Raw genomic sequence first — 17638 nt, 5'->3', positions numbered from 1 at the left:
CTCTTAATGGGCAATCGTACTGCCTGGTTCCTATTTTAGAGGCTTCGCTTTGCCCCTTACATGGCTGCGCTTTACTTCACTGTGCCGGAATTGACTTTAGTTTTGCGCGCTTCCTGCAAATGCCGCTCGCGATACTCCGTCGGACTTGCGCCCACGATTTGCTTGAATAATTGGCTAAAATGGGAAGGATCCTTGAACCCGACATCGTAAGCGATTTGGAACGATTTTGTCTCCGTTTCCTCGAGCAGCTTTTGGGCTTTGCCGATGCGCGTGCGCCACAGCAGGTCGCGAAAATTGATGCCCGTCTCTTTCTTGATAAATCGGCTAAGATAGCTATGGTTAATGCAAAGCGCTTTGGAAAGCGAAACGAGCGTAATTTCCTCCCTATAGTGGGCTTCCAAATACTGCATGACGTTTCGGATCACGACGTGCACCGATTGCTTATTGTAATTGGCGACTTTTTCGGCGATTTCGATCAGTTTGCGTTCGAGAAATTTCATCAGATCGGATAAGATATCGTAGGACAAAATGATTTTATGCGTCTCGATCCGCTCCTCCTTGCCGTTCGGCTGCTCATATCCGTCCAGCAAACGCTCCGCGCGTTCCATGATCTCGATGGCATAGTGCTGCACTTGCGTTTTGCCAAGTCCCTTGGCCAGCATCTCCCGATAGACGGACCGCAAAAAGGACATGATCATCTCTCTGTCCCCTCCCGGAAGAATGTCCAGCAGCTTGGCGACGTTGACCTCATCCTTTTTCCCGGTCTCGTCCCGAATCGAAGACAGCGTTTCGCCGGAAATGATCGAGCCTTTGCCGAGCAGCATCCGATAATCCAAGCATTCCTGAATGTCTTCAAGCCCGCTGCGCAAAAGCTCTACCGAAGGCAGCAGCCGGCTGATTCCGATCGAGATGCTATGATCGAACGAGGATTTCGCGCGGGAAACGATGTCCCGGGATATTTTCATGCTGTCCGATTTCATGTCCCCTAACGGCTGGTCCGGCTGAAAAACAATCAGGTACACGCCCCTTCGGTTCATGCAGGTCCAGTACGGATAAGGATAGACGTTCATCACATGGCAAACTTTCTCTCTCAGCATTAAGAGGGAAGGCGGCTCGCTCACGCTTCCGGCCAAATCAATATTGTCGACTTCGATAGACAGCATCATCGTTTGCTTCCCCGCGACCTCGGTCCAGCCGGCCAGCTTCTTCAATTCCGCCAAATCCGGCTTATCGGACAGCAGCACCCGCACCATTTTTTCCTGCTGCATCCGGTCATCCGTATTCGCGCGGCTTACCCCCTGCATGATCAGCTCCACGGCGTCGATCAGCTCGTTCAAATCGATCGGCTTCGTAATAAAATCGGCCGCCCCCAGCTTTAAGGCTTGCTTGGCATAAACAAAATCGTGATAGGCCGATATAAAAATAATGTGCGTATTCGGATAAAGCGAGCGCATCGCACCGGCGAACTGAATGCCGTCCATAATCGGCATTCGGATATCCGAGATCACGAGATCGGGCTTGCACTGATGCGCAAGCTGCAGCGCTTCTTCGCCGTTAGCCGCTTCACCGACGATCGAGCAGCCGATCTGCTCCCATTCCTTAAGCTCGGCCAAATGCCGGCGGATCAATTGCTCGTCGTCCACGATCATAATGTTCATTGGTCATCGTTCTCCTTGTCGAGCGTAATAGGCAACCGTATTCGTCGTCCCGCCTTCCGTGATGATCATTGGACATCGCCCTCCTGCTCTAGCGTAATAGGCAACCGTATACGTACGATCGTCCCGCCTTCCGGCTTGTTTTCCGTCGTTACGCCGTATTCCCTGCCGTAATAAATTTGGATTCGCGACGTCACATTCTCGAGTCCGGTGCCTAAGCCGCCGGGCGTTGATTTCTTGACGATTCCGGGGCCATTGTCCTCTACTTCGAGCCATAAATCGTAATCCCGTTCATAAGCCCGGATGCAAATTATGCCCGGCCTATCCGTCTGATCGATGCCATGAACGACAGCATTCTCGACGATCGGCTGGAGAATAAGCTTCGGCACTTTGACGGCGGCGAGCTCCTTTTCCACTTCCGTTAGCCAATTCAAACGATCCTTGTACCTATATTTATGAAGCTGTAAGTAGGAGTCGGCCAAATTAAGTTCCGTTTCCAGCGGAATGAAATCGTCGGCCGGTGAGATGGAGAAACGCAATATTTTGGACAGCGACCGGATCATTTCCGGCACTTCCTTCGAACCCGCTTCTCTCGCCAATATTCGCATCGACTCGAGCGTGTTATACAGAAAATGGGGATTGAGATGCATTTTAATCGCTTTCAAATCCGCTTCTTTTTTGAGCAGCTCGGTTTTATAAACTTCTTGAATCAAGCTTTGAATCTCTCTGATCAGTCTGTTAAAGCTATTGCATACTTGGGCGATCTCGTCGCGGGTGCGGATTCCTTTCATCTGCTCGAAGTCCTCCCGCTCCGCTCTGCGCATAAGGCGGGCGAGCCTGACCAGCGGATTGGTGACGTAGCGCAGAACAAAAATCGTTAGAATTAACGCCGCCACCCAAGCTGCAAACGTGATCCATGCTGCAAAGTAGGCCAGGTCTTCAATTTCTTTGTTCAACATTTTTTTGGTGATGATGCTGTAATAAACAAAGCCGGAGTATAGAGAAGTTCGTTTGTTGACGATCGTTTCGTTATCATCAGCCAGATTCAGCCGCGTATCGATTAAGTTAATATCGGAAGCTGATAGAATCAAATTACCGGAATTGGCAATAAAGAACGATTCGTTTGAGTAGGTAGCGTACATGTCGAAAACCTTTTGCGGTTTCAATGCGATCGAGATCAACCCGATTTTTTTCTCCGTGGAGTCATATTTGATTTCCATTGCCGACATCAGCCGCCGGTGATCGGTGAAGAACGCCCACCCCAGCTGACCGGGTACCTCGTGGGCTATATACGTCAGAGCCGGGTAGCTGTCAACCTCGACTGCACCTGAGGAGGCGTACATGGTACCCTTCTCGGTGAAAATATAAATCGCATCAATCATCTCATCCGCCGCTACTTCGTCATTCAGCAGCTCCTTAAGCTGTTCCTTGTACAACGTTTTTTCTTCATCGGACAAAGCGTATATTTCGGGGTCGTTTTCATGTTTGAGAATTCGATTCGCAAATATGCTGCGCGAGATAGTATCCGCTTTTTGTTTAAACAACTTTAAATTCCCGTCTATCTTATCCGCCGTTTCCACCAAGGTCTGGTTCGTCGTTTCCCTTATTTTCGTTTCGATAATTTCGGTAGAACGGAAATAAAATAAGCTGATGATCACGATGAGCGGCGTGACGACCAGCAATGAATAAATGACGACCATTCTATAAAGCAAGCGGGACGTGAAGTGCATCCATAGACGACGAAACAGATTCATAGGCTCCCCCCTGCGGGAAATTTTTTTGCGCTGCGAGCAGCTCCCAGTATTAGAAGACATGATCGCCTGCTGGCGAGCTGTACTGTGCCGGATGGAGGAGGACGATCGAACATATTTATTGAGAACGCTTCCGTTTTAACCGCCGCAATCTTTTCCATCTATTAAGTATTTTAACATTTATCCGTCCAAGCGGTATTTGAAATTAGTTATGGTAAAAGGAAGCAAATCATGCGATCCGCTCCTTGTAGTTTGCAAATCGCGCAGTGTATGGTTTGCGTTTACAGTCACACGACAACAATCGGCCGCGTGCGGGCTTGCAGCGCCCCGTTATTTCGATCCCTGTTTGATAATGTAATGATCCACTGTCAGTTTAAAGGCCTTTCACTGCAGCATACATAGCTGTATTTTACTTCGCTGTGCTGGAATTGACTTTATTTTTGCAACTGGAGGGAAGGCGCCAAATATGAAATAAAAGGAGATTAGCTGCGAGGCTAAACATTTCTGCTGCATCGAAACAAAGGATTTTGAGGTTCACTGCTACTCTCTTTATTCTCCGGCTGCCGGCTTCCCTAATTAGTCGATGCCTTTTAGTCTGGGACCGTCCAATCCGGACGGCCCCATCTATTACGAAATCTTCTTAATCCAATAAGGAATTTTACTGTCTGACGGCTATAATCCGATCGACATATAAATATTGGATGGCGGTTGAGTTTGGCGGCGCCAGCCATGCAAAATGATCCGACACCTCTTCCGGATCGTACTGATAAGTCCCGGGAAATTCTACCCAATGATATTCGCCGTCCGCCACTTGCGCATAATCCATCGTGGCTGAAGCGGCCATCGCAGGGTGGTATATCCCGTACTTGAACGCAATGTCCCCTGCCGTTCCGCTGCCCGGATCGATGCGGACATTGGCGTACAGCTTCCATTCGCCTTCGTTCGGAAGATTCGCACTAGGCAATTGAAACGCCCAGGCATTCGTGCTGCCTGTGACTTTCGCCGCTGAGCTGCCGGAGGCCCTCGCGTCTTTTACGATCTCTGCAGGCGAGGACAACTGTAAAGCGTCATCCTGATAATCCTTCCAATCCGATTCCGGCAAATCCGCCACAAAGTCAGGGATTGTCGAAACTCTGACGGCTATAATCCGATCGACATATAAATTTTCAATAGCGGTTGAGTCCGGCGGCGCCAGCCACGCAAAGTGATCCGACACCTCTTCCGGGTCGTACTGATACATCCCCGGGAATTCTACCCAGTGATATTCGCCGTCCGCCGCTTGCGCGTAATCCATCGTGGCCGAAGTCGCCATCGCCGGATGGTAAATCCCGTACTTGAATGCCGTGTCTCCTGCCGTTCCGGTGCCCGGATCAATGCGGACGTTGGCGTACAGCTTCCATTGGCCTTCGTTCGGAAGACTCAGACTAGGCAATTGAAACGCCCAAGCATTCGTGCTGCCCGTCACTTTAGCCGCCGTGTGATCGGAAGCCCTCGGGTCTTGCACGATCATCGTTCCTGCAGACGAGGACAACTGTAAAGCGTTATCCTGATAATCCTTCCAATCCGATTCCGGCAAATCCGCCACAAAGTCAGGGATTGTCGAAACTCTTACAGCTACAATCCGATCGACATATAAATTTTGAATGGCGGTTGAGTTTGGCGGAGCCAGCCATGCAAAGTGATCCGGCAATGCGTCCGGGTCATACTGATAAATCCCCGGGAATTCAATCCAATGATATTCGCCGTCCGCGACTTGCGCGTAATCCGCCGCGGCCGAAGTCCCCATCGCCGGATGGTAGATCCCGTACTTGAATGCCGTGTCTCCTGCCGCACCGGTGCCCGGGTCGATCCGGACATTGGCGTACAGCTTCCATTGGCCTTCGTTTGGCAAGCTCGTACTAGGTAATTGAAACGCCCAAGCATTCGTGCTGCCCGTCACTTTGGCCGCTGCGCGATCGGATGCCTTCGGGTCTTGCGCGATCCCTGTGCCTACAGGCGAGGACAATTGTAAAACATCGTCCTGATAGTCCTTCCAATCCGATTCCGGTAAATCCGCCACAAAGTCAGGGGCTGTCGCTACAGTCCGCTGAAATTTGACGGCTATGATCCGATCGACGTATAGATTTTGGATGGCGGTTGAGTCCGGCGGCGCCAGCCATGCAAAGTGATCCGACACCTCTTCCGGATCGTACTGATATAACCCGGGTAAAGCTACCCAATGATATTCGCCGTCCGCCACTTGCGCGTAATCCATCGAGGCTGATTTGCCGTTCGTTGGATGAGAAATACCGTATCTAAATGCCATGTCTCCTGCTGCACCGGTGCCCGGATCTATCCTGACATTGGCATACAAGGTCCATTCGCCTTCGCGCGGAAGGTTCAGATTGGGCAATTGAATCGCCCAGGCATTCGTGCTGCCTGTCACTCTAGCCGCGGCGCTATCGGAAGCCTTCGGGTCTTGTACGATTTTCGTGCCGACTGGCGAGTACAGCTGTAAAGCGTAATCCTGATACTCTCTCCAATCCGATTTAGGCAGATCCGCCACAAAGTCAGGGGTTGCCGATACGGTCCGCTGAACAATCTGTTCATAAAGAGATTCCATCGTACCGTTGATCTTATAATGCTTGATATCCGCCGTAAACGCCTTGAATCTGTCAAAACGGTTGTCGAAATCCAAATCCCAAGCGATATTGCGAGCCTGGGCCTCCTTCATGTAGTCGGCGCCGCGCATCAAAATAACGTAATCCACTTCGACACGGGTCCTCTGCACATGATTCAAAAACACAGGGTCATCCGCTACTGCAGCTTCCGCTTGGGCAAACCACTCATCGGCCTGGCGCATGACGTCAAAAGACAAGTAAGAAGACTCAAGCGATGTAGAGGTGCTGAGCATGGAATCGCTTTGTTCGAATGCGTCATGCAGCAATTCAATATACTGGCTGACATACGGTGCGGCATCCCCGTAGTAACCGGAGACAAATTGTTCAATTAACTGGCGGTAGTCCTGATTCGGTTTCCATAGCAAACGGGCGCCGACCCACGCGCGCAGATCGTTAAGACCGGTGCTGGCCGGAGCGGTAATGCCATGCATATGCTGGCCGAAATAGCCTTTGAAAGCAGGGAATTGAGCCAGGTACTGAATCGTCTCGCTCATCGCGTAAAGGCTCGGATAAGGCGTTAAGTAACCGCCACTGCCAAAGTTGATAAGATAATCCCAAATGATGATATTATCCGAAATATCCGCCCAATCTCTTGCATTATCTCCGGAGAACTGATTGGCCGGATCATTGAGCGGACGGCCGTGATCTTTAAAGATCGGAGCAAAAGTAATGACCACGTTGTCGGGGACGGTCATATTCGTAGGCGCTTTTTCTGTAAACATATAAGCAAGGGTCCCGATACGCGCATCCGGAATTTCAGCCCTTACCCGCTCCGCGACATCTCCGACCATATCGAATATTGGAGCAGCTAATGTTCCTCCGTGTTGGTCGGCAAACGCCTTGCTGTCCGGATCCACATACCATGTAGGTTCGTCTTGCTGGCTGAACCCGTAGGAAGCGTCCTTTCCCTCGCCGATTCTTTGGTTGATCAAATCGGTCAGGTTTCCGGCGGCGATACTGCGAACGTCCTCATTCATCGCTAACAATTGCCCGCCGTTATGGTATTCGGTTTGCGGCACGATTTCATGGAAATTGTGCACGTCGGACGGCCAAAAATCGGACCAGCTGTCCAGCCACGCCTCCGACTGAGGAATGCGGCCATAATGGTCTCTATATTTGCCGTTCAGTAAGTTATGCGCCCGATATTGTTCATTGTTGCCATCGTTGACATACATTTCGCGATATTCGTAACGCGGCACCTGGACGTCATTGTTTATGTTTAGCTGCAATTTAGATATGCTGGGAACGAATGTATAGGTCGGGGAGTACCATTTGACTCCGACGTAATCATCCAGGAAGTGATTCACGCCGTACATCGTCCCGCGGGAATCGCCGCCGGCGATAACGATATACCGCTGCGCCTTGCGGATGACAAAACCGTCTTCTCCAAGCGAATCGTCAGCCAATTCCGGCACAAGGCTTTCCGTCAGGGCGTTCCTGCCGACGAGCACGACGCGGCCGCTGGGCGGTTCGGCGTCTTCCGTCAGTTGAAAAGACGCGCCCGTCACTTCAGTCAAATAGTCAACCAATTCCTCGGCCGCATGTTTCTCCATGCTGTTTGCATCGCTGTGCACATGAACCTTATATAGAGCTTGACCGTCGTCGGCTAGTATCGATGCCGGCCCTTCATTACCGCCGTTTCCGCCGTTATTGCCGTTACCGCCATTATTGCCATTTCCGCCATTTCCGCCGTTTCCTCCATTGCCGCCGTTGCCGTTGTTTCCGCCTGTTCCCGACGAATAGGTAGGCTCCGGAGCTCCAGAACCCGCGCCTTCCAACAACAGAGGCTGCTTTTCAAACGTCGTTCCTCTGGCCTTGTCAGAGACAATCGCCTTTTCGATCACTCCTCCGCCAAGTACTTTTATGATCGCATCAATACTCATCGAAAGGATGCGGGCTTCCGCACCGACATCAACTTTCAAGCTTGATGCTTGTTGTGTAGCTTCGAATTGATTAATAACACCTTGCTGAAACTCGAGTACAATACCCTTCGCGGCAATATAGACATGGTCGAAATAACCGCGCAGCGTTATTTTGGAGCCTTCCGCAATCGCCTCATGCAGCTTCACCTGACTGATTCCCGCGGCGTTACCGGGAGAACCCGATTGTTCGATAATCGCAGGCGTTTTCAGAATTGCCTCGGCGATCTTGGTCGTTCCCTCAACGACAATTCGAACCGTTCCCGCCGCCTTGTCCACGATGACGGTAACAAACACGCTGTCTTTCATGTGAATACTGTTCATTCCCCCGCCTTGAACAGTCGTTGTTCCAAGAACGGTTACATTGCGAAGGAATACGTCTCCCTCTTCAATGCCTTCGGCCAACAATAAACTTCCGGCGATCCTCATATTTTGCAAGGTGACGCCGGCAGCGCTTACAATGACATTGCCGCTAACGTTTCGGATGCCTTTGTCAGGTCCGTATTTTCCTGCCTGGCTGAACTCCAGGGCGGCATCGGACTTCAGCGCCCGATCGAGAATAACCAGCAGCTCCGCGCGGGTGATGGCGGCTTCCGGACGGAATCGTCCGTCTTCATAACCTTCCACCAATTTTGCCCCTGCAGCGGCCGCCACCGCTCCTTTACTCCACTCGGGAATCTGCTCGGCATCCGCAAATCCTTCGGTAGAGGCGCTCTCCCCATCGGCATTTAATCCCAGCAAGCGGACAAGGAGAATGGCCGCCTCCTGTCTGCTGATTTCCCGTTTCGTGCCGATCGTCCCGTCGATGTAGCCTTCGATGTAGCCCGCTTTAACCGCTCTGGCCACTTCCTCATACGCCCAGTCGGAAGCGGGCAGATCGGAAAATTCTACGGACGCTTTGTCGTGATAGCCAAAGGATCGGTTGATCAACGCGATCGCTTCTCCCCGAGTTACCGCGCGATCCGGTTGGAACGTGCCTTCGGGATACCCTTCCGCGTAACCGCTCTCCATCCAGGCTTGAATGGTAGCCTTCGCCCAATGACCCTCCACATCCGGCAGCAAAGCCCGGGAGGAAGGGGGATTGTCCGATTGAGCCGCTGCCGCTCCGGTTACCGGTACGATGAACGAACCGAATGAAGAATAAATAAGACAACACATGATAAATAGCAAAATAACCTTCTTGCTTTGCTTACTCACCAAGCCCATGGCGCACCTCCTGAGTTATAACAAGTTTCTAATGTCTTGATGAATCCCGAATCTCGTGTTGCCGCTGTCCGCTCTTACTCTTTCACATAAGAGGAGGAGGCTAACGAAACGGATGCCGCATTTCCTGAAATGGCTGCGAACCGATTAATGGCAGCCGCATAGGTATCGCGCAGCGCATGGACGTCCGCGCCGATATTCAGGAAGCGATAGCCCTCGGCGATGACCGCTTCGAGAATGTCCGGCGTTGTTACCGTTCCCGGAAACTTTCCGTTTCGAATGGCACACTCGGCTACCTTTTGTCGGGCTTCCACGATTTTGGGATGATTGATTTGACCCGGAATGCCGTAATACTGCGACAAGTCGGCTGGGCCGAAAAAAATAATGTCGATCCCGTCTACGGCGCAGATTTCTTCAATTGCCGCTACGCCTTCCGGATTTTCGATTTGCACGATGACCACTTTCTCCGTATTGGAGTACGCCATATATTCATCCGTGCCGATCGCGCAATATTTGCCGTCGGCATTGCCGCCGTCCCAGGCTCTTTGTCCCAAAGGGAAAAAGCGGGTATTTCTTACGATTTCCTCGGCTTCCTTGCCGGACCTGACATGAGGGATCATGATGCCGGTCGCATCCAGCTCAAACGGTTTAATGTAATCGCTATAGCTTCCCTTTTCAATTCTGACGATCAGATCGCAATCGTAAAGCTTGGCTACTACGCTTTGCCTTTCGATAATCTCCCAGTCGCTTGCCGTATGCTCTCTGCATACCCATGTGCTGTCAATGCCGGACATCGCGGCGATCTCGAACGCCGCTTGGTTGGATACGTTCAACTTCAGGCAATTCACAAGCTGATTGTTGCGTAGTTTCTTCAGAATGACGCTTTTCTTTAAATATTTGTTTGCTTTCTCCACGTTGGCACCTACCCGATTTATTCTATGCGTACATCCGGAACCGGCACGAAACTGCGCGGGTTCCGGTTTCTAACCGTAATGCAGCTGCATTCATTCAAAAACTTCGCCAAAATTCCATTTGACTTGCCCGACAAAGTACCGCTCATGGAAAGGTATGCCGCTAGCGTAGTAGTGAGTTACGATCTCCCCATTATCCAATTGAACGCTAGTCGGGTAACCCCCGTCTTTCAATTCCCCGAAATTGCATATTGCTCTAAGTCTGCTCCAGTTTTTCCCGCCGTCCTTACTGCAGCTAACGCCAATGCCCCAAAGTCCTTGAATGCGTACGCCGCAAGTCATAAGCAGTTGACCGTTATCGAGCTTCATGACATGCGCAGGAAGAATTCCGGGGCATGTGATCTGCTGATCGAACTGCCAAGTTTGCCCGCCGTCCTCAGTTGTGAACTGATCCAGGCGATCGCAGGCGTTTTCTCTGCATATGGCGATGCCGTGTTCCTTGTCATGAAACCATAGCGCAGTCTCGTGATGATTATTGCCGGATATCAATCCGTGCCGTGTCCACGTGAACCCGTCGTCGTCGCTGAAAATAACGTATGAGCGGGTGTACTCCATATCCTTTGTTACTGTATAACAAGCGCAAGCTAACGTACTGCCTCCGATTCTGAAAATATCGCCATAAGGAACCAGCACATGGTCGTCCCCCGGCACCGTATAGTGAAACGGCGACACCTTGAAGGTCCGGCCGTTATCCGCAGAGCGACAAACGACAGCGGGCAGTCTGTTGCACTCTTCGTAAGGCGGGACAGCCTCGCCCTTGGCCGGCCGGCGGTCCCAGCCGCCGACCAGGACGAGGAAATCGCCGTTAACCGCGATACCGCAAGCGGCGTTCATTCGGTTGCACGTCGGGTCGTGTTGCGCAGGAGTCCCATGATAACGCCAAGTTGCGCCTTCGTCGTCGCTTCTATAGCAATCTACTTCCGCTTCCGCTTCCCCATGGCTTGGGTGGTTAAACACAACGCTGATCAAGGAGCCGTCCGGCATTCGGGTCAAATTCGGCCATCCGCATACGTTATCGATGACTATTGTTCGTTTCATGGTTATATCCATTCCCTTCTCTACGCTCAAAGGCACTAAGCTAATCATAGCGTTTTTTGAGCGCATATTTAGATTTTAAGTTCTCAGGATTTCAGACTTCTTGCGTTTCGCGAACTATTTGTTATCCTTGTATAACGTTTGGAATTCCGCGAGAATATCGCTTAGCCCCGCTTTGTTTGCATTTTCCACATACTTATCCCATGTCCCGTCGATATCCGCTTTGCCGGTAATGGCATTGATGTAATATTCGTCGACAATCTTGAGAACGTCCGCCCCTTTCTTCTCTTGCGCTTTATTAACTTGACTGACCGCAAAATCCATGCCGTTGAACACTTTCGGCTGTTCCAGCCCTTGGCGATGAACAATCTCGTCCCGCTCGTTCATCGTATTCTTCATCCAATCCATCGTGATCGGCATGAGGCCGAATGTTTGAGCAATACCGGCTTTGTTGATTTTCTCGCTGTTCAGATCCGGAGAAATTTTCAGCTTGCCATTCGCGTCGATTGTGTAATCCGTACCCTCCGTACCGAAATAGGCTTCCTTGTACAGCCCCCAGTCGGAGGCGAGCGCTTCCTTGATCTCCATCATCTTGGCGACAATTTCGTCCGATGCGCCCTTACCGAAATAAATGGCCCCGTCCCCTGTAATCGAAGGGAAATCGACAAACGAACCTTTGGAGCCGTCAGGTCCTTGGAATGGAGACATGAACTGGAATTGTGCAGCGCTGTTTTTCATTTCAAGCATTTTCAAGACGCCATTCTCGCCTCTGGCGGAATCCATCCAGAACCCATTGTCCGCCAAAATGCCGAATTTGCCCTCGCTCCACTTGTTGCGCTGCTGCGTGCGGTCGTCCGTGACGAATTCCGGGTCGATATAACCTGCCTTATACCATTTCTGAAGCAGCTTCAGCGCTTCTTTGTATTGCGGCAAAACGCTCGTGTAGGCGATCTTGCCGTCACGCTGCGTAAAGGTATTTGGCATTAACCCGAAAGCGCCCCATACGTAGTTGAAGTTATAACGCTGGCCGCCATGAATTCCGTAAGTGTCTTTCTTGTTGTTGCCGTCCGGATCGTTCTCCGTAAACGCCTTGAGCAAAGCTTCGAACTCCGCCAAACTTTCCGGCTGTTTCGAAATACCGACTTTATTCATCCAGTCTTTACGGGCGATCATAATGCCGCTTTCCATTAGCGGGCCGTGCGTGAACGGAATGGCGTATTGTTTGTCTTTGTATAGCATTAACTTCTTAACCAGCGCCGGATCGCCGACAAGACTTTCGACCTTCTGCATCCATACCGGCATTTTCTTGTACAATTGCTCCGTGCTGATTTCTCTGAACATCCCTTGATCGATCAGAGCGGTATAGTTTCCGCCAAACGCCATAATGACGTCTGCCTTTCCGCCCTGCGCCCAGTACAGGTTGAACTTTTCAGGCTGAGAACCGTCGACGGGGAGCACCTCGAACTTGACATGAAACCGTTCCTCAAGCATCTTTTGCGTTTTGGTTCCGTCGAGGGGCATCAGACCGTTGGCAGGATAGGCGATAATGGAAATCTTCAACGGTTCCTTTTTTTCACTAGAAGCGGAAGGGCTTGACGGTTCAGGCGAAGTGCCGCCGCTCTCCCCGCCGCATGCCGATAGCAAAAGCAAACAAGCGAGTGCAAAAACGGATCCGCGGACATGCTTTTTCTTAAACGTATGCGTTTTCAAAGACATGACAAATAGACCTCCCGAAGTTCAAATTTCAAGAAGATTCCGAAAATTTAACCTTTAACCGAGCCCACCATAATGCCTTTCGTAAAATATTTTTGGAGAAACGGATACACGCAAAGAATAGGGGCGATAGCGACGATGATCGTCGCAGATTTGATCGTTTCGCTAGTCGTGGAAGCAAGTGTAGACTGCAGGATGCTCTGTTCGGATTGCGTATCGATCAGAAGGCGCCGCAAGACGAGCTGCAGGACAATATCCTTCTCCTTGCTCGTATAAATCATCGCGTCGAACCATGCGTTCCAATGGGAGACCGCGGTCCAGATTGTCAGCGCGGCGATGATCGGCAGTGAAATCGGAAACATAACCCAAAATACGATTTTCAACGGATGCGCGCCGTCGACCAATGCCGCTTCTTCGATTTCGTGGCTGATCGAGGCGATGAAATTTCTTGTAATGATCAGGTTCCATGCGGATGTAAGCATCGGCAGAATGAGCGCCAGCTTTGTGCCGACAAGACCGTAGCTTTTCATCACCAGAAAGGTGGGGACAAGTCCGCCGGAGAAAAACATCGTAACCACAATGAAAAAAGTGATGCTTCTTTTAAAAGGAAGGCTTCTTCTGGAAAGCGTATACGCTGCACAATAAGTGACCGCAATCGTCAGCGCCGTTCCGACAACCGTACGGAACAGCGTATTTCCGTAGCCCACATAAATGCTGTGCGTCGAAAACACCGTTTTATAGGATTCTAGCGAAAACTCGAGCGGGATGAACTTCAACCCGACGCTGGTCGCATATCCGGAACCCGAAAACGATAATACGAGCGTCTGCCAAAAAGGATAAAAGAATACCATTGCCGCAAAGATCATGAAGATGTAATTCAAGCCGTCGAACACGCTCCATTTTCGCTTCACCACAGTCTGTACTCCCCCTCTCTGATCCGACCGGTGACGATATTGGCCAAAATGACGAGTATGAAGCCCACGACATTTTTGAACAAACCGACGGCAGTCGTATAATCGTACTCGAGGTTGACCAGTCCGATCCGGTATACGTATGTATCGATAATATCCGCTACTTTGTACACCGATGGATTGTACAGATTAAATATTTGGTCGAAGCCGGCATGCATGATCCCGCCAAGCTGAAAAATAAACAGAATGACGATTGTCGGCAATATGGAGGGGATCGTAATCTTGACTGCCATCTGCCATCTTGTCGCGCCGTCGATTGAAGCCGATTCGTACTGATCCGGATTGATGCCGGCAATTGCGGCCAAATAAATGATGCTCCCCCAGCCGACGGACTGCCAAATATCCGAGACGATCAGCACGCTGCGGAAGTGCTCGCTGCTGGACAGAAAATAGATGGGTTCGAAGCCGAATAACTGGATGAAATAATTGACGATTCCCCTTGTCGGCGAGAGCAGCTCCATAACGATGCCCCCCAGCACCACCCAGGAAATAAAATGCGGCAAGTACGAGATCGTTTGCACCGTTCGCTTGAATTTGACATTTCGCAGCTCGTTGAGCAGCATGGCGAAAATAATCGGCGCTACAAAAACGAAGGCGAGACGGTAAAAACTGATGATCAGCGTATTTGCCAGAACTTCATAGAAAGAATTACTGCCGAATAGGCGATTGAAATGCTCGAGCCCGACCCATTCGCTGCCAAAGATGCCTTTTGCGTAAGAAAAATCTTTAAACGCCAGTATGATGCCTGCCATAGGGACATAGTGGAAAAGGATAAAGAATAACAAAGCAGGGAGCAGAAGAATATAGTAATGTCTATTTTTCCATATCTCCTTAGCGGTTTTTCCCCTTCCGAAAGCTGTCCCGCCGGCAGATAAGTGCAAAGACGGCTCCTTTCCCGGCGAAAACGACATAGACGACTCCTCTCCTGGAAAAGTAATGCATGCTATTACGGCAAGTGTAGTCTGCCGATGCTAAGCGCTCTGCTTGCTCACCTCCTTCAAGAGATTAGGGCGATGGAGGAACGAAAATTCGGCTAAATCCGCTCCCCTTGGAGTTCTCAGACACGCCCTAGGTTTCCCGAATGACCAGGTCCGGTATGAAGTTTTTCTCGATCTTATCCGCAGCCCCTCCTCGTTCCAGTCTGTCTATCATGGTGTGTATAGCGTTTACTCCGATTTTCTCCACAGGGAATCGGACGGATGTAAGCGGCGGCGAAAAATAATGCGAGACGACATCGTTGATGCCGACGATAGACAACTCCGACGGAATATGCTTACGGCTGTTCCGAATAACTCCCTGCAGCGAACACAAGGTATGGTCCGGCCCTATGATTGCATCCACTTTTGGGAGAATAGACATCAGCTTGCTGCTGATCGTCTCGACATTGTCGTCGTACTCCAGAATATAATCGGGATTCACATCGATATTATGCTTGCGGCAAGCCGCCTCCAATCCTTGAAGCTCTTCGTCGACAAATTTCTGGCTGTCATGTTTGATCAGGCAAATCTTCTTTTTGTCTATGGAAGCTAGGTAAGTAACCGCTTTCTGAATGCCTTTGTCTAAATCCATCGAGAAGAAATCGGCGTGAACGCCTTCAATTTTACGAATAATAAAGACCAAAGGTACGGTATCGCCGAGCAGGCGGTTCAAATATTCGGCATCGCTTGACTTAGGGGTGTAAAATTTGGGAGGGATTGCGATGATTCCTTTGACTCCGCTCTCGATCAAGGATTCAATTTTCCGTTCGAATACTTTGTAGTTTTGAGCCGTGTCATGCAGAGAGAGAAAATATCCGCTGCGGATATTTTTCTGGATTTGTGCGAGAATCTCGGTTTCGACTCTAAACGGCGATACGGTATCGAAAAATAAAACGGCTATTTGCTTCTGTTCCTCTTTCATTTCCTGCACAAATGAACCTTTCCCCGCTTCAGTAATAATGAGTCCTTCATTGGCTAGCGTAGCCAGTACGTTGACCACTGTACTCTTATTCACATTGTACGCGGCGGAGAGATCCCTTACGGAGGGCAGTTTATCGCCTTTCGCATATTTATTGCTTTCCAGTTCGCGCTTCAACAATTCATGCAAATGTTTAGCCTTGTTGGCGTTGGCGGAACCCTCTTTCACAAGCAATCACCTCTGTTTGACTTCTGTACGGTACAGTTTAAATAAATAGCATAACTGTACCGTACACCAAATGTACCATGCCTATTATTCCAGTGTCAACAATCACTTTCGACTTTCATTTCAAGTGTACGGTACAGTTCATTTAATAAAGATAAACGCACGAAAAATCCCGGAACCACTCATCCCGGGATTTCTCGTACGTGACTATCTCAAACCGTCGCCTTCACTGCCGTCACCGTAATCATCCTCTTCCAGCAGCGCTTCGCCTTCCCCGTCTTCCATATACCGCCGATACGTCTCATTGCGGACAACCATCACATGTTTGCCGTACATATCGGTTGCTACGAAGTTTTCGATCGGTTCGACATAACCGTCGGCTTCGTCTTCCTCGATGCCGATATCATCGTAGCCGTCGATTTGACGATTCTCGGCCATTGCCGGAGAATTCGAGGTTCCCCAGCTCGAGACGATCTGCCAAGCGTCTTCGCCGTCGAAGCCGTTCTGCCCTTCCTTCTCGTCCAGGCTTGTGCGGCCAAACGGGGGGTTCAGGAACTGCTCCTCGACCGGCCGGCGAAAAGACTTGTCGCGCTCCTTGGCATGGTCGACGCATGTAACCGTCATCGGGAGCGCCTCAAGGCGCTCGATCGGAATCGCCTTGCCGCATACGTCGCAATGACCGTATGTACCGGCATCCATATGCTGAAGCGCAAGGTCGATATCCTCCAGCCTGAATTCCGACCGTTCGTTCAGGGCAATATCTTTACCGCGCTCGAACATTTCCGTGCCGATATCGGCAGGATGATTGTCGTAAGCGGACAGCTCCGAAATCTGTTCGCGCATCGATTCGCTGAGACCGTAGTTTTCATTTTGATTGAGGCGCCGTTCGATCTCCGTCTTCTCGCGCTCAAGACGCCCGCGAAGCTTAGTCAATTGTTCTTTCGTCAAATGGCTCATAGTGCCTGCTCCTCTCTTCCGCGTTTCGAGGGTTCAGGTGTTAGCATTCGCATCCTGCGTGTACGCCATTCAACCATATGCAAAGAACAAAACTACAGCATCGGGTGCGTTCGGCCGACGCCGATGCAGCAAATCAACGCGTCGGTGCGAAAGCTGCACCCGGTGCGGATAACGTGATTCGTCAATTATCCCCTGCTGCAATTCGCTGCTTGGCGATTACGGCCTTGATCGCAAAATAATCGATTTCCGGCGGGAGGGCATCTTTAATCGGCCGCAGCTTGTCCGCCCCGATCCGTTCGACCGCCTCCAAAATAATCGGCTCCTGGTTAGCCGGAATCAGCTCGCTCCAATCGACTTCACAGCCTTCGAGCGCGCAGCGGATAATATGATCCTGGACGGTAATCAGCCCCATTCCGCGTTCCTTGGCTACATCCTCCGGAGAAAGGCCCTCCGCGAACATTTGCCAGGAAACAAGATGACTGGCTTGCTTGTCCGCCAACGGCGAAGGCGAAGCCGAGCTTCTGGCGGTCGGACGCTCCGCAAACGAAGCGCCTAAACTTCGCTGCGGCTCCCGCCGGCCGCTCTCCGGTGCGGCAAACCCGCTTGCGCCAGCACCGGCGCTTGGCGCTGCCTGCTCACCGGCTGGCGCCGCCTCCGCCACATAAGCGGAGCCCCCGCTGCC

General features: G+C 50.9%; 11 protein-coding genes. All 11 read right to left on the bottom strand.

Annotation, left to right across the window (positions count from 1 at the left end; all coding sequences use genetic code 11):
• Positions 1-71: 71 nt before the first annotated feature.
• A complete protein-coding gene (locus tag DQG23_RS30810; protein ID WP_113034876.1) occupies positions 72-1658 on the bottom strand; it encodes a response regulator in 1587 nt (528 codons plus the stop codon).
• Between the two features lie 65 nt (positions 1659-1723).
• Entirely contained in the window at positions 1724-3409 is a 1686-nt protein-coding gene (locus DQG23_RS30805) for a sensor histidine kinase (RefSeq protein WP_158560782.1), read from the bottom strand.
• Positions 3410-4064: 655 nt separating this feature from the next.
• A complete protein-coding gene (locus tag DQG23_RS30800) occupies positions 4065-9191 on the bottom strand; it encodes a DUF4838 domain-containing protein (RefSeq protein ID WP_113034874.1) in 5127 nt (1708 codons plus the stop codon).
• A gap of 74 nt (positions 9192-9265) precedes the next feature.
• Positions 9266-10102 (bottom strand): HpcH/HpaI aldolase family protein, encoded by an 837-nt coding sequence (locus tag DQG23_RS30795; RefSeq protein ID WP_113034873.1) that lies wholly within the window; start codon positions 10100-10102, stop codon positions 9266-9268.
• Between the two features lie 90 nt (positions 10103-10192).
• Entirely contained in the window at positions 10193-11197 is a 1005-nt protein-coding gene (locus DQG23_RS30790) for a sialidase family protein (protein WP_158560781.1), read from the bottom strand.
• A gap of 114 nt (positions 11198-11311) precedes the next feature.
• Positions 11312-12910 carry a type 2 periplasmic-binding domain-containing protein gene (locus tag DQG23_RS30785; RefSeq protein ID WP_113034871.1) on the bottom strand — a complete coding sequence of 533 codons (1599 nt, stop codon included), beginning with the start codon at positions 12908-12910 and terminating at the stop codon, positions 11312-11314.
• A 47-nt stretch (positions 12911-12957) separates the two neighbouring features.
• On the bottom strand, positions 12958-13818 hold the full coding sequence (locus DQG23_RS30780; RefSeq protein ID WP_146762414.1) for a carbohydrate ABC transporter permease: 861 nt from the start codon (positions 13816-13818) through the stop codon (positions 12958-12960).
• Positions 13815-14789 (bottom strand): ABC transporter permease, encoded by a 975-nt coding sequence (locus tag DQG23_RS30775; protein WP_113034869.1) that lies wholly within the window; start codon positions 14787-14789, stop codon positions 13815-13817. Before DQG23_RS30775 ends, DQG23_RS30780 begins: the two co-directional genes overlap by 4 nt.
• A 157-nt stretch (positions 14790-14946) precedes the next feature.
• Positions 14947-16002 carry a GntR family transcriptional regulator gene (locus tag DQG23_RS30770; protein ID WP_158560780.1) on the bottom strand — a complete coding sequence of 352 codons (1056 nt, stop codon included), beginning with the start codon at positions 16000-16002 and terminating at the stop codon, positions 14947-14949.
• Between the two features lie 204 nt (positions 16003-16206).
• Positions 16207-16956 carry a TraR/DksA C4-type zinc finger protein gene (locus DQG23_RS30765; RefSeq protein WP_113034867.1) on the bottom strand — a complete coding sequence of 250 codons (750 nt, stop codon included), beginning with the start codon at positions 16954-16956 and terminating at the stop codon, positions 16207-16209.
• Positions 16957-17137: 181 nt separating this feature from the next.
• Positions 17138-17617, bottom strand: coding sequence for a helix-turn-helix domain-containing protein (locus DQG23_RS43970; protein ID WP_475113648.1), 480 nt, complete (start codon positions 17615-17617; stop codon positions 17138-17140).
• Positions 17618-17638: the final 21 nt, after the last annotated feature.

The sequence above is a fragment of the Paenibacillus contaminans genome, assembly GCF_003285015.1.
Lineage (GTDB): Bacteria > Bacillota > Bacilli > Paenibacillales > NBRC-103111 > Paenibacillus_V > Paenibacillus_V contaminans.
Note: the sequence above shows the minus strand (reverse complement) of the source record. Positions and strands in the feature narration are given on the sequence as shown.